General features: G+C 67.8%; 19 protein-coding genes. 9 read left to right on the plus strand and 10 right to left on the minus strand.

Features of this window, described 5'->3' with window-relative positions:
* Positions 1–208 precede the first annotated feature (208 nt).
* Positions 209–952, minus strand: a complete 744-nt coding sequence (locus tag ACFDR9_RS14810; protein ID WP_409031463.1) for a Crp/Fnr family transcriptional regulator — start codon at positions 950–952, stop codon at positions 209–211.
* Between the two features lie 349 nt (positions 953–1,301).
* On the opposite strand from ACFDR9_RS14810, the gene ACFDR9_RS14815 reads away from it, so the two are divergent.
* The 4 genes from ACFDR9_RS14815 (at position 1,302) to ACFDR9_RS14830 (ending at position 3,470) form a co-directional block, all read left to right on the plus strand.
* Positions 1,302–1,961: a glycine zipper 2TM domain-containing protein gene (locus ACFDR9_RS14815; protein ID WP_026132876.1), complete on the plus strand. Its 660-nt coding sequence runs from the start codon at positions 1,302–1,304 to the stop codon at positions 1,959–1,961.
* Positions 1,962–2,114: 153 nt separating this feature from the next.
* The gene (locus ACFDR9_RS14820; protein ID WP_017876711.1) at positions 2,115–2,357 is read left to right on the plus strand and encodes a hypothetical protein; all 243 of its coding nucleotides are present in this window, start codon (positions 2,115–2,117) and stop codon (positions 2,355–2,357) included.
* Positions 2,358–2,541: 184 nt separating this feature from the next.
* Complete coding sequence (locus ACFDR9_RS14825) at positions 2,542–2,688, plus strand: lmo0937 family membrane protein (protein ID WP_017876712.1); 147 nt, start codon at positions 2,542–2,544, stop codon at positions 2,686–2,688.
* Positions 2,689–2,789: 101 nt separating this feature from the next.
* Positions 2,790–3,470: an OmpA family protein gene (locus ACFDR9_RS14830; protein ID WP_409031464.1), complete on the plus strand. Its 681-nt coding sequence runs from the start codon at positions 2,790–2,792 to the stop codon at positions 3,468–3,470.
* Between the two features lie 217 nt (positions 3,471–3,687).
* On the opposite strand, the gene ACFDR9_RS14835 is transcribed toward ACFDR9_RS14830, so the two are convergent.
* Positions 3,688–6,501 carry a M16 family metallopeptidase gene (locus ACFDR9_RS14835; protein ID WP_409031465.1) on the minus strand — a complete coding sequence of 938 codons (2,814 nt, stop codon included), beginning with the start codon at positions 6,499–6,501 and terminating at the stop codon, positions 3,688–3,690.
* Between the two features lie 145 nt (positions 6,502–6,646).
* Here ACFDR9_RS14835 and ACFDR9_RS14840 point away from each other — a divergent pair, with 145 nt between their 5' ends.
* Positions 6,647–7,195, plus strand: coding sequence for a DUF3617 domain-containing protein (locus ACFDR9_RS14840; protein ID WP_017876716.1), 549 nt, complete (start codon positions 6,647–6,649; stop codon positions 7,193–7,195).
* Positions 7,196–7,219: 24 nt separating this feature from the next.
* Here the strand turns inward: ACFDR9_RS14840 and ACFDR9_RS14845 are convergent, their stop codons facing one another.
* Complete coding sequence (locus ACFDR9_RS14845; protein WP_409031466.1) at positions 7,220–8,053, minus strand: branched-chain amino acid aminotransferase; 834 nt, start codon at positions 8,051–8,053, stop codon at positions 7,220–7,222.
* A gap of 150 nt (positions 8,054–8,203) precedes the next feature.
* Positions 8,204–9,298 (minus strand): porin, encoded by a 1,095-nt coding sequence (locus ACFDR9_RS14850; RefSeq protein WP_409031467.1) that lies wholly within the window; start codon positions 9,296–9,298, stop codon positions 8,204–8,206.
* 318 nt (positions 9,299–9,616) lie between these two features.
* On the opposite strand from ACFDR9_RS14850, the gene ACFDR9_RS14855 reads away from it, so the two are divergent.
* Both ACFDR9_RS14855 and cls read left to right on the plus strand, forming a co-directional pair.
* Positions 9,617–11,740: a site-specific recombinase gene (locus ACFDR9_RS14855; RefSeq protein WP_409031468.1), complete on the plus strand. Its 2,124-nt coding sequence runs from the start codon at positions 9,617–9,619 to the stop codon at positions 11,738–11,740.
* Positions 11,741–11,820: 80 nt separating this feature from the next.
* Positions 11,821–13,131 carry a cardiolipin synthase gene (cls, locus tag ACFDR9_RS14860; protein WP_409031469.1) on the plus strand — a complete coding sequence of 437 codons (1,311 nt, stop codon included), beginning with the start codon at positions 11,821–11,823 and terminating at the stop codon, positions 13,129–13,131.
* Positions 13,132–13,149: 18 nt separating this feature from the next.
* On the opposite strand, the gene ACFDR9_RS14865 is transcribed toward cls, so the two are convergent.
* From ACFDR9_RS14865 to ACFDR9_RS14875, 3 genes are read right to left on the minus strand one after another with little or no spacing between them, the layout of a single operon-like run.
* A complete protein-coding gene (locus ACFDR9_RS14865; RefSeq protein ID WP_409031470.1) occupies positions 13,150–13,968 on the minus strand; it encodes a metallophosphoesterase family protein in 819 nt (272 codons plus the stop codon).
* A 2-nt stretch (positions 13,969–13,970) separates the two neighbouring features.
* Positions 13,971–14,930, minus strand: a complete 960-nt coding sequence (locus ACFDR9_RS14870) for a diacylglycerol/lipid kinase family protein (RefSeq protein WP_409031471.1) — start codon at positions 14,928–14,930, stop codon at positions 13,971–13,973.
* Between the two features lie 30 nt (positions 14,931–14,960).
* On the minus strand, positions 14,961–15,680 hold the full coding sequence (locus ACFDR9_RS14875) for a phosphatase PAP2 family protein (RefSeq protein WP_409031472.1): 720 nt from the start codon (positions 15,678–15,680) through the stop codon (positions 14,961–14,963).
* A gap of 175 nt (positions 15,681–15,855) precedes the next feature.
* Between ACFDR9_RS14875 and ACFDR9_RS14880 the strand changes: the two genes are divergently transcribed.
* Complete coding sequence (locus ACFDR9_RS14880) at positions 15,856–16,080, plus strand: hypothetical protein (RefSeq protein WP_026132880.1); 225 nt, start codon at positions 15,856–15,858, stop codon at positions 16,078–16,080.
* A 283-nt stretch (positions 16,081–16,363) separates the two neighbouring features.
* Here ACFDR9_RS14880 and ACFDR9_RS14885 read toward each other — a convergent pair whose 3' ends face one another.
* Positions 16,364–17,266: a LysR family transcriptional regulator gene (locus ACFDR9_RS14885; RefSeq protein ID WP_409031473.1), complete on the minus strand. Its 903-nt coding sequence runs from the start codon at positions 17,264–17,266 to the stop codon at positions 16,364–16,366.
* Between the two features lie 115 nt (positions 17,267–17,381).
* Here ACFDR9_RS14885 and ACFDR9_RS14890 point away from each other — a divergent pair, with 115 nt between their 5' ends.
* Positions 17,382–18,395: a zinc-binding alcohol dehydrogenase family protein gene (locus ACFDR9_RS14890; protein ID WP_409031474.1), complete on the plus strand. Its 1,014-nt coding sequence runs from the start codon at positions 17,382–17,384 to the stop codon at positions 18,393–18,395.
* Positions 18,396–18,475: 80 nt separating this feature from the next.
* Here the strand turns inward: ACFDR9_RS14890 and ACFDR9_RS14895 are convergent, their stop codons facing one another.
* Both ACFDR9_RS14895 and ACFDR9_RS14900 read right to left on the minus strand, forming a co-directional pair.
* A complete protein-coding gene (locus ACFDR9_RS14895) occupies positions 18,476–21,802 on the minus strand; it encodes a response regulator (protein WP_409031475.1) in 3,327 nt (1,108 codons plus the stop codon).
* An 11-nt stretch (positions 21,803–21,813) separates the two neighbouring features.
* Positions 21,814–22,770: a transporter substrate-binding domain-containing protein gene (locus ACFDR9_RS14900; protein WP_409031476.1), complete on the minus strand. Its 957-nt coding sequence runs from the start codon at positions 22,768–22,770 to the stop codon at positions 21,814–21,816.
* Positions 22,771–22,810 lie beyond the last annotated feature (40 nt).

The following is a 22,810-nucleotide window of genomic DNA, read 5'->3' on the forward strand; positions in this document are numbered from 1 at the left end:
GCCTGCGCACCACACAATAAAAACACACCACACCCCCCCCCCCCCCCCCCTCTGCCCCCCCCCCCCCCCCCCCCCCCCCCCCCCCCCAATGCCGTCCAATGAGCGTGCCGGGGAGCGCTTGAATCAAGCGAGGGCTCAGCGCCGGCGCCAAGGCGAGAGACGCAAGCCTTCAAGTCCGGCCCGGGGGCGAGGCCCTTGGTTTTAACGCTTACAGAAAAGCGCAATTCATGCCGCCGGCGCCGGCGTCCTTGACCAGCTCGTAGCAGCGGCAAGACACCGCCTCCAGCCCGGCAGAGTCGAGGATTTCAATGTTGCCGCGGCTGTAGGTAATCAGTTTTTGCTGTTGCAGCGCGCTGGCCGCCTTGGTCACGCCGACGCGCCGCACGCCCAGCGCGTGCGCGAGGAATTCGTGGGTCAGGTGGAATTTTTCCGATTGCAGGCGGTCGCGCGTGATCAGCAGCGACCGCGCCAGCCGCGCCTCCAGCACGTGGAAGCGGCTGCATACGGCGATCTGGATCGCCTGCGCCAGCAAGGCGTCGGTATACCGGTACAACAGCCGCTGCAGCGATTCGGTGCGGCTGAACTCGGCGCAAAAGTCGGCGCTGTCGATGCGCGCGGCGCGCCCGGCCCGCTGTACCACGGCGCGCACCTGCGCCACGCCGTGGCCCAGCGCCACCGAGGCGCCCAGCATGCCCTCGCGTCCGACCGAACCGACTTCGAGCGTCATGCGCCCCTCCGCCACCGCCAGCAGCGAGATCAAGCTGTCGGCCGGGAAATACACATAGCGGATCGCCTGGCCCGGCTCGCACAGCACGTCGCCGACCTCGACCGTGACGGTGTCGGCCAGCCGCGTCAACTGCGCCAGGTCTTCGGCCGGCAAGCTGCCCAGCAGGCGGTTGCCGGGCGCCGCCTGGGTGCTGCCGTTGCGGCTGGTGCTCCAGGACAGGTTCATGGCCGGGCCTTCAATGGCGGCCCGGCGCAGCTGGTGGCGCCGCGAGCGGGCGGGAGATAGTCTGGGAAGCTCATTGATACGCGTGCCTTTTCGACTGGTATAGATCTGAATCCTGGTGCGTCTGAATCTGTCTGAATCTGCCTGAATCTGCCTGAATCTGTGTGAATCTGTGTGAATTCGCCTGGGCTTGTCCCCGGTATTCGCAGCAGCAAGGCTAGCGTAGCGGCAAACATTTTCCATGTATGTACGGTGACGCACGGAAGCGCCCGACGCAACAAGGCAAAATGGTTCCGTCAAACAATTTTCAATGCTGCACCTCATTCACAAAACCAATAAAAGGGAACACACCATGAACACACCTAACCACACCACGCACAAATCGCCGATGCATCCGATGATGATGGCTGCGGCCGTCGCCGTCGTGCTGTTCTGCGCCGTCGGCACCGCCGCCGTCATGGGTTGGCTGCCGTCTTCGATCGGCGGCAACAACGCCCAGCGGGAAATTGCCGCGCAGACCGCGCTGGCCGAGAAGGAAGCGCAGGAAGAAAAGGACGAAAAAGCGGATAAAGCCCGCCATACCAAGCACAGCACCTCATCCAACACCGCCAACACCTCGCACCCGGCGCCGGTGCGCCACCAGCCGGCCCCGGCCCCGGCCCCGGCGCGCAGCGTGTGTAACAACTGCGGCGTGATCGAGTCGGTGCGCGAAATTAAAACCCGCGCCGAAGGCAGCGGCGTCGGCGCGGCCGGCGGCGCCGTGCTCGGCGGCTTGCTGGGCAACCAGGTTGGCGGCGGCCACGGCCGCCAGCTCGCCACCGTCGCCGGCGCCATCGGCGGCGCGGTCGCCGGCAACCAGATCGAGGGCCACGTCAAGGCCAGCACCAGCTATGACGTGACGGTGCGCATGGAAAACGGCGAGAGCCGCGTGATCCACCAGAACTCGCAGCCGAACTGGAGCACCGGCTCCCAGGTCCGCATCGTCGACGGCGCGATCCGCTCGAACGACTAAGCGGCGCCCCGGTCCTTCAACAACGCCCCGCGGTCCGCCGCGGGGCGTTTTCATTTTGATAATGTGCGCCAACGAACAGATCGGCGCGGCGGCAACCGCGACAATCGCCGCAAGGCCCGACAACCATGACGGCCACTCCCACAAAAGGCGCGTATGAACAAATTGATCTGGGTCGGCATCATCGGCGGCGGCGTACTGGCCACGGCGGCGGGTTTTGGCGCGCTCGATCCGGCCCCGGCCGGCGTCGACGGCGCGCCGGCGGCGCCGGCGCTGGCGGCGCTGTTGCTGCTCACCGGCGGCATGGCCGGCTGCCTGGCCGGCGTGCTCGGCCTGACCGGGCTGATGGGCTGGATCCCCGGCCTGGAAACGGCCGCCGCGCCCGCGCCCGCCGAATAATTGCAGAAATATATCGCTGTGTACGCCAGCGAACAGATAAACGCCGCGCCGAAGCCCACAATGGCTCCACGATATCAAGTGCGCCAGCCGGGGCATAGGATAGGAAGCCGGTGGCAGGCTGGAATGGGCAGGACAAGCCTACCGCGGCCACCATCAAAGCACACAAATAATCTGAGGAAATATCATGCTCTATACAATCGCCGTCGTTCTACTCATCCTGTGGCTGCTGGGCCTGGTCACTTCCTATACCATCGGTGGCTTCATCCATATCCTGTTGGTCGTTGCGGTTATCATGGTGCTGCTGCGTCTCATTAGCGGGCGCGGCCTATAGACTGGGCCGGCGGGCCGCGGCCCGCCCGTATATTCGACGGCGGCACGCGCAATGGCGCGCGGCGCCGTTCTAGCGTTTCCAACACCCCCAAGGACAATTCCATGAAACAACTGAACACCAGCAAAATCGGTAAAACCCTGATCGCCGCCATCGCCCTGGCCCTGGCCGTTTCCGGCTGCGCCGACATGTCGGCCACCCAGCAAGGCACCGCCACCGGCGCCGGCGTTGGCGCCGGCCTGGGCGCGCTGATCGGCGCGTCCACCGGCGGTGGCGGCGGCAAGCGCGCCGCCACCGGCGGCGCTATCGGCGCCGCCGCCGGCGCCATCGTCGGCAACATCTGGTCGAATAAAATGGAAAACCAGCGCCGCACGATGGAGCAGGCCACCCGCGGCACCGGCGTACAAGTGTCGCAGACCGCCGACAATCGCCTGAAAATGGACATTCCTAGCGACGTGTCGTTCGACACCAACCGCTCCGACATCAAGTCCAACTTCCGCCCGATTCTGGACCGCTTCGCCGCCACGCTGAACGAAAACCCGGCCTCGACCGTGAGCATCGTCGGCCATACCGACAGCACCGGCAGCGACTCGATCAACCTGCCTTTGTCGATGGACCGCGCGTCGCATACCCGCGACTATCTGGCCCAGCGCGGCGTGTCGCCGACCCGGGTTGTGGTGGAAGGCCGCGGCGCCCGCGAGCCGGTCGCCTCGAACGACGACAACGCCAGCCGCGCCCGCAATCGCCGCGTTGAAATCTACGTCGCTGAAATGGCGCCGCGCTAATACCGCGGCCGCATGACAAAACGCCGCCAGGCCGGATTCGCATCCGGGCTGGCGGCGTTTTTTTCGTTCGCGCGGTTTTCATAGGTCGGGTTAGCCGGATCGGCGCCACCCGACCGGGTTGGCCCGGAGCAGCGGGTCTCGCTTAGGCCAACATGGTCGGATTACGCGTGCCGCTCATCCGACCTACGCCACGCCAACTGAATGCCAGCTCCGCGCCCTACTTGACGGCGGCGTCCTTGCCGGCCTTGGCGAAGTCGCCCGCGCGCACCACCGACAGCTTGGCCGTTTTCATGTATTGGCGCAGCGCCGCGTTGACCTGCTTCACGGTCAACGCGGCAACCTTCGCTTCCAGGTCCTTGTCGTAGGCCATGGTGAGCTCCAGCGTCAGGTACGCCGCCAGCGTGCTCGCCAGCGCGCCGTCGTCGGTGCGCGCCACCTCTTGCGCTTGCGCCCAGCCTTTTTTCGCCTCGGCCAGCTCGGCTTCGTTGAAACCTTCGCTGAGCACCTTCTCGACTTCCTCGCGCAGCGCCGCCTCCACCTTCGCCGTGTTGTGCGGCGCGCTGATGGCGTACGCCATCCAGAAGCCGGCCGGGTCGCGCGCCGGCACGTTCAACTGCGAGCCGACGCCGTACGACAGGCCTTCCTTCTGGCGGATGCGGTCGGCCAGCCGGCTGCGCAGCGCGCCGCCGCCCAGCATGTGGTTGGCCATCACCAGCGCCGGGTAGAGCGCCGCGTCGTCCTTCAGCGGCAGCGGCAACACGGCAAACAGCACGCTGTTGGCCTTGTCCGGCGTTTCCAGCGTCAGTTGCTGGCCCGCCACGTCCTTCACCTGCGCCGGTATCCGCACATACGGCTGGGCCGCTTTCCATGTGCCGAACAGTTCGCCCACCTGCGCCTTCAGCGCCACCGGGTCGAATTCGCCGACCGCCGCGAAGGTGGCGTCGGCCGCGCCGTAGTAGGCGGCGTGGAAGGCCCGCACCTCGGCCACGCCGACGCCCTTGGTCTCGGCCAGCTGCCGGGGCAGCGTGTCGACGTGGCGCACGTGGCCCTCCGGCGTGGCGTCGACCAGGCGGCGGAAGGCGTTGCTCGCCAGCGGCTGCGGTTCCGGCAGGTCGCGCTCGATCAGGCCGACCTGCTCGCGCTGCAGTTCGAGGAATTCGGTCTCGTCGAAGCGCGGCGTTTTCAGCACCTCGGCCAGCAAGGCCATCACTTCCGGCAGCTTGGCGCGGGTGCAGGTGACGGCCACGCGGACGCCCTCGGCGCGCCCGTCGATGCCGACCTGCGCGTTGAGCTGGTCGAAACGGTCCTTGACCTCCTGGCGCGACAGCTTCTCGGTGCCGCGCATCAGCATGTCGGCGGCGAACGAGCCGGCGCCGGCCTTGCCGCGCAGGCTGGCCTCGCTGCCCATGCGCAGTTGCAGCGCGACGCTGACGGTGCCGCCCTTGGTGGTCTTCGGCAGCAGCGCGCCGCGCAAGCCGCCCGGCAGCGTGAAGCGCTGGGTGCGCGCCTCGATATTGCCCGGGTTCGGGTCGAACGCCTCGCCCTGCGCCACCACGGCGCGGCCGGCGTAGTCCTTCAACTGCGCCGCCACGTCGGCGTTCACCGGCACCAGCGCGCGGTCCGGCGCGTCGGTCGGCAGGAAGCGCCCCAGCGTGCGGTTGGACGGCTTCAGGTATTTCACCGCCGCCGCCTGCACCGCCGCCGCGTCCAGCTTGGCGACCTGGTCGCGCTGCAGGAAGAACAGGCGCCAGTCGCCGGCGGCCAGCGATTCGGTCAGCGCCACCGTCAGGCTGGCCGTGTCGGCCAGCGCCAGGTCGATGCCGGTGTTGATCTGCTGGCGCGCGCGCGCCACTTCGGCCTCGCTGACCGGCGCGTCCTTCAAACCCTCCAGCACCTTCAGCATGGCGTCCTGGGCGGCGTCGAGCTGGCCGTCCTTCGGCACCACCGCGCCGAAGATGCGGTAGCCCGGTTCGAGGTTGCTCACGGAGCTGTAGTCCAGGCTGGAGGCCAGCTTGGTTTCCACCAGCGCCTTGTGCAGGCGCCCGCTCGGCGCGTCGACCAGGATGCGTGCCAGCAGTGCCAGCGCCACCGCGTCCGGGTGGCCGGACGGCGCCACGTGGTAGCCGGCGCCGACGAACTGGCTGCCGCCGCTGCGCCGCACGGTGACGGCGCGCTCGCCGTCCTGCGCCGGTTCGGCCGTGTAGGTCGGTTCGATGACGCGGCTTGGCTTGGGGATGCGGCCGAACAGCTCGTTGACCTGCTTGAGCACCTTGGCCTCGTCGAAGCGGCCGGCCACCATCAGCACCGCGTTGTCGGGCTGGTAGTATTTCTTGTAGAACGCGCGCAGCCGCGCAATGTTCACCTGCTCGATGTCGGAGCGCGCGCCGATGGTCGACTTGCCGTAGTTGTGCCAATCGTAGGCGACCGCCTGGATACGTTCGGTGGTGACGCCGACCGGGTCGCTTTCGCCCATTTCGAACTCGTTGCGCACCACCGTCATCTCGCCCTTGTTGGTGCGCGGGTTCCACAGCTCGTTCTGGTCGATCGGCGCGTTCACCATGCGGTCCGCCTCCAGCGCCAGCAACTGGCGCAGGTTGCCCTCGTTGGCCGGGAAGGTGGCGTAGTAGTTGGTGCGGTCGTACCAGGTGGTGCCGTTGAACTGGGCGCCGGTGCCGTTGAGGATTTCCACCGGGGTCTTACTACCCTTCCTCACGCCGAAATTGGCGGTCGGCTTGAACAGCAAATGCTCGAGCAGGTGCGCCATCCCGGTTTCGCCGTAGCTCTCGTGGCGCGAACCGACGTGGTAGATGATGTTGGTGGTCAGCGTAGGCTTGCTGGCGTCGGGAAACAGCAGCACGCGCATGCCGTTGCCGAGGCGGTATTCGGTGATGCCCTCGACCGAGGTGACTTTGACGGCGGCGGCCGGCGCGGCCGCTTGGTGCGTCGCGGCGGGAGCGGCCGGCGCGGCGGCGAACACGAAGGCCGGCGACAAGATGCCGGCGCTTAACAAGATGGCGGTGATGGGTTTCAAATCAGCTTCCTGTCAAAAAAATAGGGAAAATATAGGGAGAAATATGGTGGGAAATACGCCGGGTGGCGCGGCGGCGCGCCAAGCCGAACGGCCCCTCGACGCGATTTGTTTTATCCTTGGGCAGCTAAAGCAATCTGGAGTTGATATGAAACGCAATGTATTGACAGCGGCAACGCTGGCGCTCGCCCTTTTCGGCTCCGCCGCCAGCGCGGCCGACACCATCAAGCCCGGCCTGTGGCAAATCAACAGCAAACTGACGTCGGCGCAAGCGGAGACCGACATGGCCATGGGCATGCTGCTGCAGCATCTGGGCAATCTGCCGCCCGAGCAGCGCAAGGCGATGGAGCAAATGGCGGCCAACAACGGCATGACCATGCCGAGCATCGGCGCCGACGGCGGCATCGGCGTGAGCACCTGCATCACGCCCGAGATGGCGGCGCGCAAACAAATCCCCACCGGCCAACCGGGCGACTGCACATCGAGCAACGTCGCCGTCGCCGGCGGCATGAACATGGCGTTCACCTGCGCCAGCCCGCCGTCCAGCGGCGAAGGCCAGCTGCGCTTCGTCGGCGAACGCGGCTTCACGATGACGATGCAAGTGACCACCAGCGCCCGCGGCGCGCCCGAGCGCGTGACGGTCAACAGCACCGGCCAGTGGCTGGCCGAGACCTGCCCGGCCACGGCGCGGCGCTAGCGCCCTACGCCCCATGCGGCGGGCCTACCCGGCGGCGAACGCCATATAGCGGTCGCGCGCCAGCGTGGCCACCGGTCCCACCGCCAGCGTGCGCGACTGGTAGCGCACGCAAGGGCTGACCTTGCCGTAGTTGCCGGTGTTGAAGATCTCGACCGCGGTGTCGAGTTCGGCCGGCAGCACCGTGCGCTGTTCCACCACCACGCCCTCCAGCGCCAGCAAGGCGATGACGCGGGCGCGCGTAATGCCCGACAGGAAAGTGCCGTTCGGCGCCGGCGTGACGACCTTGCCCTGCGGCGTCACCAGGAACAGGTTGGCGGTGGCGAATTCGGCCACCTGGCCGGCGCTATCGCACACTACGGCGTTGTCGAAGCCGCGCTGCTGCGCCTCGCGCAGCGCCCTGGTGGTGTTGGCGTACAGCGAAGACGCCTTGGCGTCGGTCGGCGCCATCGACGCGTCCGGACGCAGCAAGCTCGACAGGCAGGCCGAGAAGCCGCTGAACGGCGGCATCGGCGCGTCGAACAGCGTCAGCGCGAAGCCGCTTTTTTCCGCCAGTGGAATCAGCAGGCCGTCGGTGCCGAACACCAGCGGGCGGATGTACAGCTCGGCCTCGGGCGGAAACTGGGCCACGCCCTCGCGCACCAGTTTTTCCATGTCCTCGACGCTGTACGGGCAGGCCAGGCCGACCCGCTCGGCCGAGCGGATCACCCGTTCCAGATGCAGGCGCAGGTCGGGCATGCGCCCGGCCAGCGAACGGGCGCCGTCGAACACGGACGAACCCAGCCAGACGCTGTGGTCCATCGCGCCGAACAGCGGGGTATTGCCTTCGGTCCAACTATTGTTGAAATATGTCAGATACATTCTGGGTCCTGGCGATTGTCGTTGAGGTGAGCGGTGCGCCGGGCGCGCCGGCGCAGCCCCCTAATTTAGCACAGAGTCGGGACGGGCGTGAATGGCGCGGCAATCTTGCCGTGATGGTAAATAGACCGGCGCCGCGCTGGCGGCCGCGGCCTAAAACGCGTGGCGCAGGCCGAGGTTGAACGCGGCGTTGCCGTGGCCGGGGTCGCTGGCGTTGCCGACCGTGTAGCCGGCGCCGTTGCTGTTCCTGATGTGCGCGTAGGCGCCGTACAGGTCGGTGCGCCGCGACAAGGAATAGGTCACGCCGATGGCGACTTGGCGGGCGTCGCGGTTGCCCACGCCGCGGTCGTCCTTGCGGATGTACGAGGCGAGCAAGGTGGCGCCGCCGAACGGCGCCGCCACGCCGAACAGCACGTCGCGGCTGTCCGTCGACGAGGCCGCCAGCGCCAGCGTGCCGTAGGGGTTGGCCGGGTCCCACGGCGAACTGCCCGGCCCCTTGTTGACGCCATAGCCGGCGAACACGGTGGCGTAGCGCAAGTTGAAGTTGGCGGCGACCAGGCTGTTGCGCGCCGACGTGTCGAGCGACTGCATGGCGCCGTTGCCGTTGCCGGCGATGATGTTGTTCTTGCGCTGGTGCGACACGCTCAGGTTCACCGGGCCCTTGGCGTAGCCCAGCATGGCGCCATAGGCGCGGTTGCTGGCGTTGCTATAGGGCGACTCGCCGAAGCTGTAGATGGCGCTGGCGCTCAGGCCGCGCGACTGCGGCGTGACGTACTTGACGGTGTTGTCGTAGCGCTTGACGGTGTAGCCCATCAAATTGCCGGCGCTGCCGGCCATGCCGCCGTGGAACGGATCGGCCACGTCGGTCAGGCTCAGGTATTGCGGGTTGTACTGGCGCCCCAGGGTCAGCGCGCCGAGCCTGCTGTCGAGCCCGACGTAGGCTTGGCGCCCGAACAACCTGCCGCCCTGGTCCGATTCGCCGCTGTCGTTGAGCACGCCCGCCTCCAGCGTGAACACCGCCGCGACCCGCTCGCCCAGCGCCTCGCGGCCGCGGATGCCCAGCCGCGAACCGGATGCCACCCCGGCCGAGACCTTGTTGGCGGCGCAATCGCCGCAGCCGCGCTGCGCCACGGCGCCGGCGTCGAGCACACCATAGACGTCAACCGCCGTCTGCCCCGCCGCCGCCCGGACCGACCAACCCGGCAGGCAAAAGCTGAACATGACGAACGCCACACACGAAGTCTTCATGATGTATCTCTAGGTGAACGCCAGGCCAGGCCGCCGCCAACCCGCCCTTCCGGTTGGCAACACTATTTTTCCGCCATAACTCAGGTATACCTTATCCACGTTTGAATGCAAGCACTCCGTGCGCCGCACAACACAACAGGCGATCAAGCTGCCGCGCGCGCCGTGGCCTTGAGCAAACGCAAACCCGTCGGCCAGGCGCACGGCGCCGCCGACGACGCGGTGGTAGCCCTTTCTTATGTATGCTGGCGTACATTAAGAAAGCGGTCGCAGGCGTTACACTACGTCTTTCGCTTACTGCGGCCCCGCCGTTCCCACCGCATGTTCTCTATTATCGAACGCATTGATGCCGACCACGACAACATCGACCTGTTGGTCGAACTGGTCGACACCTTGCGTCCCCATCGCCCAGGCGACCAGCACCAGGCCACCGCGAACGTGCGGACCCTGTGCCAACTGCTCAAGGGCAATCCCGTACACGCCGAGGCGTTGCGCGGCTACGCGCTCGGCCTGCTCGGCAAGCGCCGCCACACCAGCCTGTACACCGACATCGGGGTGCTGTCGAACAACGGTTTCTTCTCCGAATTGAAACAACGCGTCTCCTACCGCGTACTGCCGCCGGCGCTGGGCGACGAGTACCTCAGCGACGCGCTCGACCAGGTGCTGTACCTGAAAACCGATTACCAGTGGATCAGCGCGGTGCCCGCCGCCGACTGGCTCAAGCTGTTCGAGCTGTTGTTCGACCAGCAGGCGCAGCACCAGGAGCACGAGGAGCACGACGGCCACGGCGTCGGCGCCGGCAACATCATGTTGCCCGGTATGCTAGAGGCGATCCGCACGCTGTCGTACCGGGTCTGCGCGATCGGGCTTGAACCCGAGCTGACCAAATTCCATACCGAAATTGAAACCTTCGAGTCGCCGTTCATGATGCAGAACGTCGAAGTCAACGCCCACTTGCAGGGCTACGCCGCACTGCTGGCCGGCGCCGCCGACGGCATCGAGGACGCCAAGCACCTGCTGGTGATGCTGGACCAGTGCGACAAGGTGATCGTCAAGATCCGCAAGAAGGCGCTGACCCAGGGCACCAGCATCGCCCTGACCTACCTGCTGGTGGCGTTGTCGCAAAGCATAGACCGCATGCGCAAGCTGCTCTTCCTGGTCGACGTCAGCGGCGAGCTGCCGAGCGCGCCCACGGTCGACCTCGAGGCCATCGCCAGCGACGCCACGCCGGCGCCGGCGGCCAGCGTCAGCCTGCGCCGCGCCGCCGCCGTCGCGCTGGCGCTCGAGCTGATCGAGGCGAACAACAACAAGTACACGGTGCGCGACCTGTTCGCCGACAATATCAACCTGCTGGCGCGCAACGTCACCGAAAACGCCAGCCGCACCGGCGAACACTACGTCGCCGACAACCGCAAGCAACTGGCCGGCATGTTCCTGTCGTCGGCCGGCGCCGGCCTGGTCATCGGCGTCATGTCGCTCGTCAAGATCCTGTTTGGCAAGCTGCGCGCGGCGCCGCTGGTCGAATCCTTCCTGTTCAGCATGAACTATTCGGTCGGCTTCATGCTCATCCACCTGCTGCACTTCACCGTCGCCACCAAGCAGCCGGCGATGACGGCCTCGCGCATCGCCGCCGGCCTGCACAGCAAGGACGGCAAGAACATCGACCTCGACAGCATGGCCGAGCTGATCAACAAGGTCTTCCGCACCCAGAACATGGCCGTGCTGGGCAACCTGGCGACGGCGATCCCGACCGCCTACCTGATCGCGCTGGGCTGGAAGGCCTGGACCGGCAAGCACCTGGTGTCGCCGGACAAGGCCATGCACATGCTGCACGACATCGACCCGATCGGCAGCCCGGCCCTGTTCTACGCGATGATCGCCGGGGTCTGCCTGTTCGTCGCCGGCCTCATTTCGGGTTATTACGACAACCAGGCGCTGTACACCCGCTGGTCGCAGCGCATCGCCCAGCTGCGCGGCCTGGGCCGGCTGATCGGCCAGGAACGCCTGCGCCGCCTCGGCCTGTACCTGGAGAACAATCTGGGCGGGCTGATGGGTAATTTTTACTTCGGCATCCTGCTCGGCACCATCGGCACGCTGGGCTTCCTGCTGGGCCTACCGTTGGATATCCGCCACGTTACATTTTCTTCCACGAATTTCGCCACCGCCTTGGTCGCACTCGATCACAATATGAGTTGGGAACTGGCGCTGCGGTCGATCCTGGGTTTCCTGTCGATCGGCACCGTCAACCTGCTGGTCAGCTTCGGCCTGGCGCTGTGGGTGGCGCTGCGCTCGCGCCAGGTGCGCTTCAAGCACGGGCTGGCCTTGCTGAGGATTTTGGGATGGCGCTTCATGCTGGCGCCAATTGATTTTTTCATCGGCTCGAAAGACGAGCCGGCCGCCGCCGCGGAGCACGACGCGGCAGGGACACCGTCCAAAGGACACTGATGCCACCCCGGAACGCAATTCGCTGGCTGCCCCCGCTCACGCTGTGCTGGATCTTGGCAGCCTGCGCCGCGCTTCCGGACGTGAGCAAACTGAGCGCCACGCTGGAGCCGGCCGCCGTGCCCAGCGTCACCACCGGCAAGGGCGGCACCCTGCCGGCCAACAGCACGCGCGCGCTGCTGGCCAAGCGCTGGGCCAAGTCCGGCGCCGACCTGCAGACGCTGGCGGCGCTGGAGGAGGCCGCCACCGGCGTGCCGCTGGTCAAGGGCAACCAGGTGACGCTGCTGTTCGACGGCCCGCAGACGATGGCCGAAATGCTCAAGGCCATCAACGCGGCCAAGAACAATATCAACCTGGAAACCTACATCTTCGACCAGGACGCGCTGGGCCTGAAGTTCGCCGACGCCCTGATCGAGAAACAACGCGCCGGCGTCACCGTCAACATCATCTACGACAGCGTCGGCACGCTGGGCGTGCCGCAAACCTTCTTCGAGCGCATGCGCGCCGCCGGCATCCGCCTGGTGGCCTTCAATCCGGTGAATCCGACCAAGCTGCGCGGCGATGCCTGGAAGATCAACAACCGCGACCACCGCAAAGTGCTGATCGTCGACGGCAAGACCGCCTTCACCGGCGGCATCAACATCAGCGACACCTACGCCAAGAGTTCGCTGTTCCGCTCCAAGTCGAAGCCGACCGAGCAGTCGCAGGTCGGCTGGCGCGACACCCACGTCAAGGTGCAGGGTCCGGCGGTGGCGACGTTCCAGTGGCTCTTCATCAAGGCCTGGACCGGGCAGGACGCGGCCGACCTGCCCGAGGCCGACTATTTCCCGCTGCTGCCCGAAGTCGGCGAGCGCCTGGTGCGCGTCATCGCCAGCGAGCCCGGCGGCGGCTTTGAAATCTACAAGGCCTACATCCTGGCGATCCAGCAAGCCAGGCGCAGCATCCACATCACCTCGGCCTACTTCGTGCCGGACCAGCAAACCGTGGCGGCGCTGTGCGGCGCGGCCGGGCGCGGCGTCGACGTCAAGGTGGTGCTGCCGGGCGTCTCCGACAGCGGCCTGGTGTTCCACGCCGGCCACGCGCTGTACGACCAGTTGCTCGGCTGCGGCGTGCGCATCCACCATTTGCAACTGGCGGTGCTGCACGCCAAGACCGCCGTCATCGACGGCGCCTGGTCGACGGTCGGCTCGACCAACATCGACATGCGCAGCTTCATGCACAACAGCGAACTGAACGTGGTGGTGCTGGGCGACAGCTTCGGGCGCGAAATGGAAAACGCCTTCCTGGAGGACTTGCGCGACTCGGTTGAAATCACCCAGGAAAGCTGGGCGGCGCGCCCGCTGGCCGAGCGCATGAAGGAATGGGCCGCGCGCTTCATGAACTATTGGCTGTAACGGGCGCCCCCCCCTCCGCTACAAGGGCCGGGCGCTGGCCCAGACCCCGCCGACGCGGTCGAACGATTCGGTGCTGACTTTGACGAAGGCGTCGCCGCCCTCCTGCCAACTGTAGCGCTCCACCTTGATGCGCTCGGACTCGACCCGCAGCACGTTGAAGGAATTGGCTTCGCCGCGCCCGCGCGTGGACGTCGCCGTGCCGGCCTGTACCATCAGCGCCGCGTAGCCGCCGATCTTGTAGCGCTCGGCGGTGTTGCCGGCGTGGCTGGCGTGCATATGCCCGGCCAGCAACAGGTCGACGCCGCATTCGGCGAACATGTCCATCGCCATCGGCGCCCGGTCCACCAGGTTGTCCTCGTCGAAGTGCGGCGGCAGGTCGAACGGGTGGTGCGTGACGATGACCTTGGTCAAGCCGGGCTCCAGGCGGTCCAGCCGCGCCCGCAATTGATCGATCTGCTCATGGTTGACGCGGCCGTCCTTGAACGTCAGCGAGCGCGCCGTGTTAATGCCCAGCACGGCGATTTCCTCGTCGACGTATTCCGGGTCGAGGTCGTCGGTGACGTGCAACCGGTATTTGCGCAGCGGCGTCAGGAAGCGCGCCACCACGTTGTAGAGCGGCACGTCGTGGTTGCCCGGCACCACGATCTGCGGCCCCGGAAGGCTGTCGAGGAAGGCCCGGGCGGCGCGGAACTCGTGGCTGTGGGCGCGCTGGGTCAAGTCGCCCGAGACCACCACCACGTCCGGTTCGAGGCGCTCGATGAGCGACTTGAGCGGCGCGATCAGCGCCTCGTCGACGCGGCCGAAATGCAAATCCGATAAATGGATGAGGGTGCGCATCGTTATTCACTCCCTGTGGCGGAAAGAAAAGGGCCGGCGCTGTTGGCGGCCGGGTCGCCGGCCGCGCCGGCGGGCCGCGGCACCAGTACCCGCAGCGCGCCGCGGCGTATCCGATAGCGCAGCGGCGTGACCATCACGGTCACTTCGCCGTCGGTGGCCACGCGCAGCCGCTTGTGGCGCGTCTCGATGTCCATTTCGGTGGCCAGCAAGACGTCGACATCCTTCTGCTCGGCGAGTCGCCCGGACAAGGCGTGGAAGGCCAGCCGCACCAGACCCAGGCGGCCGGGGCGCTGCGCCACGTACAGGCTGAGCTGGCCGGCGTCGAGGCGCGCGCGCTCGCCGATGTTGAAGCCCTGCATCACGTATTCGTTGTTGCCGATGAAAACAAAGGGCGTGCTGCGCGCGTGCCGCTCGCCGTTAACGCTCAGGCGCACGCTCAGAAAGGGATAGCGCCGCAGCGCCGCCAGCGCGGCCCAGGCAAAGGCCAGCCACTTGCCGCGGCCCAGCCGGCGCTGCTGCTTTTCGCGGTCGCGCACGATGTCGGGGTACAGGCCGAGGCTGGAATTGTTGAGGAACACGCGGCCGTTGACCTCGCCCACGTCCACCAGCGCCGCCGCGCCCTGCGCCAGGTTGGCGATGGCCTCGTCGAGCGGCAGCGGAATGCGCAAATCCTTGGCGAAGTGGTTCAGCGTGCCCAGCGGCAGCACGCCAAACGCCACGCCGCTGTCGACCAGCGCCGAGGCGACCGCGTTGATGGTGCCGTCGCCGCCGCCGGCCACCACCATGGCCGCGCCGGCGGCGACGGCGGCCTGCGCCGTTGCGATCATGTCCGCGCCGCTTTCGGCCAGCGTGATGGCGGCCTCGAAACCGTTGGCACGAAATTTGGCGTCGAGCTGTTCGGTCCAGTCGGCGGCGTAGCCGCAACCGGCGCCGGCGTTGATGATGACGACAATGGGAATCACACTCAGATCGAGCTCCTAGCTTGTTACTTGTTACTTGTTGGCGGCCTCCAAACGGCGCCGCAAATGCGAACAGGCGGTGATGCAGACGGCCAGCCAGCCGCAGCTTTCGGCCATCGCCGCCAGCACGTCGCTGGGATAGTGGGCGCCCAGGTAGACGCGGCTCAAGCCGACCAGCGCCGCCATCAGCGCGGCGGCCAGCACGATGGCCAGGCGCGCGCCCCACTTCGGCGTGCGGCACACCAGATAGGCGCCGAGCAGCGCGTACAGCAAGGTGGCGGTGGCCGTGTGGCCGCTGGGAAAACTGTAGCTGCTCAAGGCCAGATCGAACACCGGCACCTCGAAACTCGGGCGCGCCCGCAGATAGGTATACTTTAGCAGCACATTCAGAACCATGACGCCCGGCATGGCGACGAGCAAGGTCAGCAGCCAGAAACGCGCCTTTTGCCGGTGGAAATACAGCGCCAGCAGCGCCGTCAGCACGACGATCCCGGCCACGCTGTGCAAATGGGTGACGACGACCATCACCCGCGTAACCCAGCCGATGGCGTGGTGGTTGAACCATTGCGAGATGCGCACGTCGAGCACGCCGATCCGCGCGGCGCCGAACACGGCGTCGGCGATGCCGCCGAAAATCCAGGCCGCCGCCAGCAGCAGCGCGACGCCGACCGTCAGATACAAACCGAACTCGCCGTCCGGCGTCAGGCGCGCGGCAAAGAATTTTTTCAGCGTGGACGCGGCGCTCGAGGTCATGGCAATCCTTCGGTTCGGGGGCCGCCAGCATACCCCAGATGGCCGGCGCGCGAGTTATTGTTAAAACGCCACAGATCTAAAAAAGTACTGTTTATTCGTACAGTACCTGTGCTTTTATACAGTACTTATGCTACAGTGATGTCTCGTTCAACGCATCTCCCTTCAAAGGATTGTCATGACAACATTGAATAGCGGTTTCGGCTCACGGTTCGGTTTGGAATACGCCCCTAATTCCTTCCTGGTCCGCATGGGCAAACGTGAAATGCTCGTTTGCCGTGACTTCCGCAAGCGCTACTATGCTGTCAATCCTGTCATCGAGTGCGGCACCGGCATCGAGCCGGGCTACGTTGAAGTGCTGCTGATGCGCCGCTGGCTGTTGATCCTGTCAAAAGCGCATTGATGCCCGGCCGTTCCGGGCGCGCGAAGCACCGATCCCCAGGATCGACCCCTCATTGCCTCACGCGCTTGGCACAGCCGGGCTGGCAGGTGCGGCCCTGCTGCGCAACTTGCCGCCACAGCTAGTATCCCCAGCTTGTATCCTCAGCTTGCCTCCACAGCTTCCCCCCGGACGCACTACCGACTGCCGCCAGGCGGCGCGCATGCCATCGCGCCGCGTTTGATCTCTCCGCTTTGGGCGATGCCCTGCGCTGTGTGCCGGCCTTGCTTTGATGGCCTTGGCCGCGCTACAACTGCGCGGCGCACGCGGCCCGCAGGAAGTCGCGCAACTGGATCACCACCGGCGTCACCTGCGCGCGGTGCATGCACACCAGATGCAGCGGCACCGGCTCCCACGCCAAGTCCGGCAACAACACTTGCAGGCGGCCGCAGCGGATATCCTCGCTGACGTCGATGCGCGATTTGTAGGCGATGCCCAGGCCCGCCACGGCCCAGCGCCGCACCACGTCGGCGTCGTCGGCGGTGCGGTTGCCGCCGACGGCCACGCTGATCGGCTCCTGCGCCGGCCCGCGCTGGAAGCTCCAGCGGTCGTAGACGACGTCGTCGAGCACATAGCGCAGGCAGTTGTGGCGGCGCAGCTCTTCCAGCGCGGCCGGCGCGCCGTGTTGCGCCAGGTAGGCCGGCGCGGCCACCAGCACGCGCCGGTTGGCCGGGGCGATCGGCATGGCGATCAGGCTGGAATCGTCCTGCCTGCCGTAGCGCAGCGCGATGTCGACCGGCTGCCGGTACATATCGGCGACCCGGTCGCTAACGCTGAGCTGGTATTGCAGCGCCGGATAGTGCAACTGGAACGCGTCCAGCCAGCCCAGCAGGACGTTGCGGCCGAGGTCGGACGGCACCGAGATTTTCAGCGTGCCGCTGAACGTGTCCTTGCCCTGGATCAGCGCGTCGTGGCCCTCCTTGAGCAGGCGCAGCGCCTCGCGCGCGTGGACCAGGTAGTGCTCGCCCTCCTCGGTTAGCCGCAGCGAGCGGGTGGTGCGCGCGAACAGGCGCAGTCCCAGCGCCAGTTCGAGGCGCTTGACGGCGGCGCTGGCCAGCGCCGGCGAGATGTCGAGTTCGCGCCCGGCCGCCGACAGGCTGCCGCGGTCGGCCGTGCGCACAAAGACCTGCAAATCATCCAGACGCAGCAATTTTCCTGATTCCTTTGAAAGTGTTTCGGTGCCGCGCGGCTTTTTCTTTGCGGCCAAACAAATGATGATACGCCTATCGGGACCGCACCGCCGCCCCATCAACAAGGAAACCATTATGAAAGCCGTTGCTTACCGCACTTCCCTGCCCATCACCCACGCCGACGCCCTGCTCGACCTGGAACTGCCGGCGCCGCGCGCCGGCGGCCGCGACCTGCTGGTCGAGGTCAAGGCGGTCTCGGTCAACCCGGTCGACGCGAAGATGCGCAAAAGAACCGAGCCGGCGCCCGGCGCGCCGCAGGTGCTGGGCTGGGACGCGGCCGGCGTCGTCAAGGCCGTCGGCCCGGACGTGACGCTGTTCCGGCCGGGCGACCGGGTCTGGTACGCCGGCTCGATCGCCCGCCCCGGCAGCAACAGTGAATTGCACCTGGTCGACGAGCGCATCGTCGGCCACATGCCGGCCAGCCTGGACTTCGGCGCCGCCGCGGCGCTGCCGCTGACCGCCATCACGGCCTGGGAATTGCTGTTCGAACGGCTGCAGGTGGGCCGCGGCGCCGACGCCCAGGGCAAGTCGCTGCTGGTGGTCGGCGCCGCCGGCGGCGTCGGCTCGATCCTGGTGCAACTGGCGCGCCAGCTGACCGGCCTGACCGTGATCGGCACCGCCTCGCGCCCCGAGACGGCCGACTGGGTGCGCCGGCTGGGCGCGCACCACGTAATCGACCACGGCAAGCCGCTGAGCGAGGAAATCGCCCGGCTCGGCCTGCCGCCGGTCGACTACGTGGCCAGCCTGACCCACAGCGACGCGCACTTCGCCCAGATCGTCGAGTTGATCGCGCCGCAGGGCAAGCTGGGTTTGATCGACGATCCGGCCGAACTCGACGTCAGCCTGCTCAAGAGGAAGAGCATCTCGCTGCATTGGGAGTTGATGTTTACGCGCTCGCTGTTCCAGACCGCCGACATGCACAAGCAGCACGAACTGCTCGACGAGGTGGCGCGGCTGGTCGACGCCGGCGTGCTCAAGTCGACCCTGGCCGAGCGCTTCGGCAAGATCGACGCGGCCAACCTGAAGCGCGCCCACGCCGTCATCGAGAGCAACAAGGCGCGCGGCAAAATCGTGCTGGAGGGGTTTTAAGCTTGAATTGGCGGGCGCCAAGCAACGGCGAAGAGCCGGGGTCGCAGCTTCAGCTCTGCCCCCGGGGTTAGGCCCTCGGTTTACGGATCGCCGGCCTGCGGGCGGTAGTGGCGCGCGATGGTTTCCAGCATTGGCCGCACGTCGAGCGGCTTGGCGATGAAGTCGCTCATGCCGCACGCCAGGCAGCGTTCGCGCTCCTCGAGCATGACGCCGGCCGTCATCGCCAGCACCGGCAGCGCCAGGCCCAGCTCGCCGCGGATCAGCCGCGTCGCGGCGAAGCCGTCCATCACCGGCATTTGCACATCCATCAGCACCAGCGCGTAGTCGGCCGCCGCGCCGCGCAGCCGCTCGACCGCCTTGGCGCCGTCGTCCACCGTGTCGACGACGGCGCCGGCCTGCTCGAGTATGGTGCGCGCCAGCAGCTGGTTCAGCATATTGTCTTCGACCAGCAGCAGGCGCACGCCGTCCAGGCGCGGATACGCCGCCTCGGCCGCGTCCTCCGCCGGCGCCGGCGCCAGCAGAACGGCGTCGACGTCCGCGCCAAGGCCGCCACTGCGGCGCGCCAGCGCCTCGTGCAAGGTGTCGAGCAGGCTCGACGCCGTCACCGGCTTGAGCAGCACGGCGTCGGCCTCGGCGGCGGCGGCGTCCTGCATCAGCTTGCCGCGACCGAAGGCGCTGACCATGACGATCACCGGCACCGCCGGCCGCGGCAGCCGCTCGCGCATCGCCCGCATCGTCGCCAGCCCGTCCATGCCGGGCATTTGCCAGTCGGCCAGCACGGCGTCGTAGCGCACCCCGGCCGCGTGCTGCGCCAGCAGGCAGTCGAGCGCCTGCGCGCCGGAGGCGGCGCCGTCGGCCTGCCACTGCCAGGCGCGGATGGTTTTGCACAGGTACTCGCGGCTGGTCTGGTTGTCGTCGACCACCAGCAGGCGCCGGGCGCCCGGCTGCCCGCCCAACCGCGGCCCGGCGGCCTGCGCCGGGTCGGCGCGCACCGCCAGCGGCAGCGTGACGCAAAACTCGCTGCCGGCGCCGAGCGCGCTGCGCACCTCGATGGCGCCGCCCATCAGCTCGACCAGGCGGCGGCAGATCGCCAGACCCAGGCCGGTACCGCCGAAGCGCCGCGTCATCGACGCGTCGGCCTGGGAAAAGGCCGAAAACAGCCGCTGCTGCTGTTCCGCGTCCATGCCGATGCCGCTGTCGCGCACCCGAAAGCGCAGCAGCGCCGTGTCGCCGTCGCGCCGCACCTGCTCGACCAGCACCGACACTTCGCCCTCCTCGGTGAATTTGATGGCGTTGCCGGTCAGGTTGATCAACACCTGTTGCAGCCGCAGCGCGTCGCCGACCAGTTGTTGCGGCACGTCCGGCTCGACGCCGATGGCCAGTTCGAGCTCTTTCTCGCCGGCGTTGACGGCCATGATGGTGGCCAGCGCGCTGAGCACGTCGCCCAGCAGGAAGGGGCTGGCGGCCAGCTCCATGCGGCCCGCCTCGACCTTGGAGAAATCCAGGATGTCGTTGAGGATCGCCAGCAGCGACTGGCCCGAGACGCGGATCATGTCGAGGTATTTGCGCTGGGCCGGCTCCAGGGCGGTCGCGCCCAGCAGGTGCGCCATGCCCAGCACCGCGTTCAGCGGCGTGCGGATCTCGTGGCTCATGTTGGCCACGAACTCGCTCTTGGCGCGGCTGGCCGCCTCGGCCAGCTCCTTGGCCGCCTGCAGCGACGCCTGCAGCTGCTTCGGTCCGGTGATGTCCTTGGCCACGCCGAGGAAGCCGCTGTTCCTGCCCTCGGCGTCGACCATCGCGCTGACCACCAGGTTGACCGGCAGCAGCGCGCCGTCCTTGCACACATAGGTCCATTCGCGCGACTCGGCCGGCCCCTGGCGCGGCAGCGCCACCAACACCTCGACGCCGCGCACCTGGCGGCCCAGCTGCTCGCTCAGTTCGGCCGCGCGCGCCGCGAGTTCGCGCTCGACGTGCAGCATGGCCAGGCTCTGGCGGCCGACCATCTCGTCGGCGCCGTAGCCGAGCATGCGCTGGGCGCCGACGCTGAAGAGGCGGATCACGCCTTCGAGGTCGGTGGCGACGATGGCGAACTCGCCGGCCGCGTCCAGCACGCCCTGCAATTGCGTCTGCGCGGCGGCCTCGGCCGCGCGCGCGCGCCGCAGCGGCGTCACGTCCGTGACGAAGGAGTAGAAGCCGACCACGCTGCCGTGGCGCAGGTCCGGTACGCACGACACCAGCGTGTGGCGCGGCGCGCCGTCGGCGCCGACGCTGCTGCGCTCGAACATCGTGGCCTCGCCGCGCAGCACGGCGTCGAACGACGCATGGTCGTGGCGGAATTTTTCCTCGCCGATCACCTCGCGCACGTGCTTGCCGCGCATCTGCGCCGGCGTGCCGCCGTAATGGTCGAGGTAGGGCCGGTTGCTGAACTGGTTGCGCAGGTCGGCGTCCCAGTAGGCGATCATCGACGGCATCTGGTCGATGATGGTTTGCAATTCGGCGTTGCTACGCTCCAGCGCCAGCTCGAAGCCCTGGCGCACCAGCTCGCGCAGCCGGGCCTGGTTCATGCTTGCCGCCAGCAGCAGCGGCGGCACCAGCGTCAGCAGGATCGGCAGGTACACCAGCAGCACCTGCCAGCTGGCGGTGGCGGGCGGGGTCGCGAAGTAGCCGCTGGCCAGCAAGCCCGCCGTCGCCAGCAGCGACAGCGACACCAGCACGCTGACGCCGGCGAAGCCGGTGGCGACGGCGGCCAGCACCAGCGGCACCATCACGTAGATGAACGGGAACGGCAGGTACAGCAGGGAGAACACGCTGACGGCGGCGGACAGGCAGGCCAGCGACGCCACGCGCAGCCAGTCGACCTGGCGCACGAAGGCGGCGGCGCCGCCGCGCAGCACCAGCAGCGCCAACGGCAAGGTGGCGACGGTGCCGGCGGTGTCGCCGGCGTACCAGGCCGGCCAAACGGTGGCGAAGCTGGCAAAGCCCTGCGTCGAAATGACCGCCGCGCCCAGCGTGGCGCCGACCAGCGGCGGCACGCAACAGGCCAGCGCGACGAAGCGCAGCAGGTTGGCGGGGCTGTCGTCGAAGCCGCGCGCGACGCCGGCGCGCTGCACCAGGTAGGCGCCGATGGCCATCTCCAGCATGTTCGCCGGCAGGAAGGTGATCGCCAGCGCCCACGCGTCGCCGTACAGCAGGTTGACCAGCAGGTTGGCGCCGGCGGCGCACAACAGCAGCGCCGGCGCCAGCGCGCGCGGCTGGGTCAGAAGATAGGCGACGCCGAGCGCGTTGGCGAACCACAGCGTGGCGATGTTGCCGGGATGGCGGGACAGGGCGATGGCCGCCAGCGCCAGCAGGAAATACAGCGCGCTGAACTGCGCCAGCGTCAGCAGGGTGCGGCGCACCGGCGTCATGGCCCGCGGCTTCAATTGGCCGCCCCGTGCGCGCCGGCGCCGCCGCGGCGCGCGCGCCACAGCGCCAGGCCGGCGCCGACCAGCAACAAGGCGGCCACCGCCCACATCGGCCAGGTGGGCCGGTTCTGCCAGGTGCCGCGCAGCGCCGGCGCCAGCCAGCGCGCCAGCAAGTGGCGACGCTCGGCGGCGGAGATGCTGCGCAAGCCCTGCTGCAACACTTCGCCCAGCATCGGCAAGTCCTTGCGGTAGGCGAAGCTGAGCGGATAGTCGAAGCCGACGTGGCCGGCCACCACCAGTTGGCTCCAGCCGCGCCGCTGCGCCAGAAATTGCAGGCTGGCGACGTCGGCGACGACGCCGTCGACCTGGCCGGCGACCAGCGCGGCCAGCGCCGCGTCGTCGCTGGCCAGCGCCAGCCATTGCACCTGCGGATAGCGGGCGCGGACGAAATGTTCGACCGCGTAGCCCTTGCCGAGCGCCACCCTGCGCCCCTGCATGTCGCGCAGCGCCAGCCCGGCCGGCTGGTCGCCGCGGCGGATCAAGGCGGCCGGAATGGCCACGTAGGCGCTGGTGAAGCCGAGGAAGGCGGCGCGCTCGGGGGTCGGACGCAGCGAGGTCAGCATGTCGACCGCGCCGCGCTTCGCCTTGTCCAGGTTGACCTCCAGCGGCAGCGCCTCGGCGGCGACGAAGCGCAGGCCGGTTTTCTCGCCGATGAGGGCGAGGACGTCCACCGACAGGCCGCGCACCACGTTGTCGCCGTCGAGATAGACGAAGGGGCCGTAGTCGCGCTCCGGCGCGTAGCGCACCGGCGCCTGCCGCGCCACCCAGGCGCGCTGGGCCGCGCTCAGGTCGGCCATGGCGGGAGCGGCCAGCGCCGCCGCCTGGCACAGCCACAGCGCCAGCGTGTGCGCGACCAGGCGCGCGCCACGCCATGATGTCGCTCGGTCGCCGCGGCAGAGTGAACGGACCATTGTGGAATCTCCAGTGTCATGTCAGCTTGACAAGCGGCCC

Origin of the sequence: Janthinobacterium sp. CG_23.3, assembly GCF_046115965.1 — a bacterium.
Classification (GTDB): domain Bacteria; phylum Pseudomonadota; class Gammaproteobacteria; order Burkholderiales; family Burkholderiaceae_D; genus Janthinobacterium.

Coding starts and splice junctions, on each gene's coding strand:
- ACFDR9_RS14825 (WP_017876712.1), top strand. CDS start 2,542: ATGCTCTATACAATCGCCGTCGTTCTACTCATCCTGTGGCTGCTGGGC.
- ACFDR9_RS14845 (WP_409031466.1), bottom strand. CDS start 8,053: ATGTATCTGACATATTTCAACAATAGTTGGACCGAAGGCAATACCCCG.
- ACFDR9_RS14855 (WP_409031468.1), top strand. CDS start 9,617: ATGTTCTCTATTATCGAACGCATTGATGCCGACCACGACAACATCGAC.
- ACFDR9_RS14820 (WP_017876711.1), top strand. CDS start 2,115: ATGAACAAATTGATCTGGGTCGGCATCATCGGCGGCGGCGTACTGGCC.
- ACFDR9_RS14865 (WP_409031470.1), bottom strand. CDS start 13,968: ATGCGCACCCTCATCCATTTATCGGATTTGCATTTCGGCCGCGTCGAC.
- ACFDR9_RS14840 (WP_017876716.1), top strand. CDS start 6,647: ATGAAACGCAATGTATTGACAGCGGCAACGCTGGCGCTCGCCCTTTTC.
- ACFDR9_RS14890 (WP_409031474.1), top strand. CDS start 17,382: ATGAAAGCCGTTGCTTACCGCACTTCCCTGCCCATCACCCACGCCGAC.
- ACFDR9_RS14895 (WP_409031475.1), bottom strand. CDS start 21,802: ATGACGCCGGTGCGCCGCACCCTGCTGACGCTGGCGCAGTTCAGCGCG.
- ACFDR9_RS14815 (WP_026132876.1), top strand. CDS start 1,302: ATGAACACACCTAACCACACCACGCACAAATCGCCGATGCATCCGATG.
- ACFDR9_RS14900 (WP_409031476.1), bottom strand. CDS start 22,770: ATGGTCCGTTCACTCTGCCGCGGCGACCGAGCGACATCATGGCGTGGC.
- ACFDR9_RS14875 (WP_409031472.1), bottom strand. CDS start 15,680: ATGACCTCGAGCGCCGCGTCCACGCTGAAAAAATTCTTTGCCGCGCGC.
- ACFDR9_RS14850 (WP_409031467.1), bottom strand. CDS start 9,298: ATGAAGACTTCGTGTGTGGCGTTCGTCATGTTCAGCTTTTGCCTGCCG.
- ACFDR9_RS14810 (WP_409031463.1), bottom strand. CDS start 952: ATGAACCTGTCCTGGAGCACCAGCCGCAACGGCAGCACCCAGGCGGCG.
- ACFDR9_RS14880 (WP_026132880.1), top strand. CDS start 15,856: ATGACAACATTGAATAGCGGTTTCGGCTCACGGTTCGGTTTGGAATAC.
- ACFDR9_RS14830 (WP_409031464.1), top strand. CDS start 2,790: ATGAAACAACTGAACACCAGCAAAATCGGTAAAACCCTGATCGCCGCC.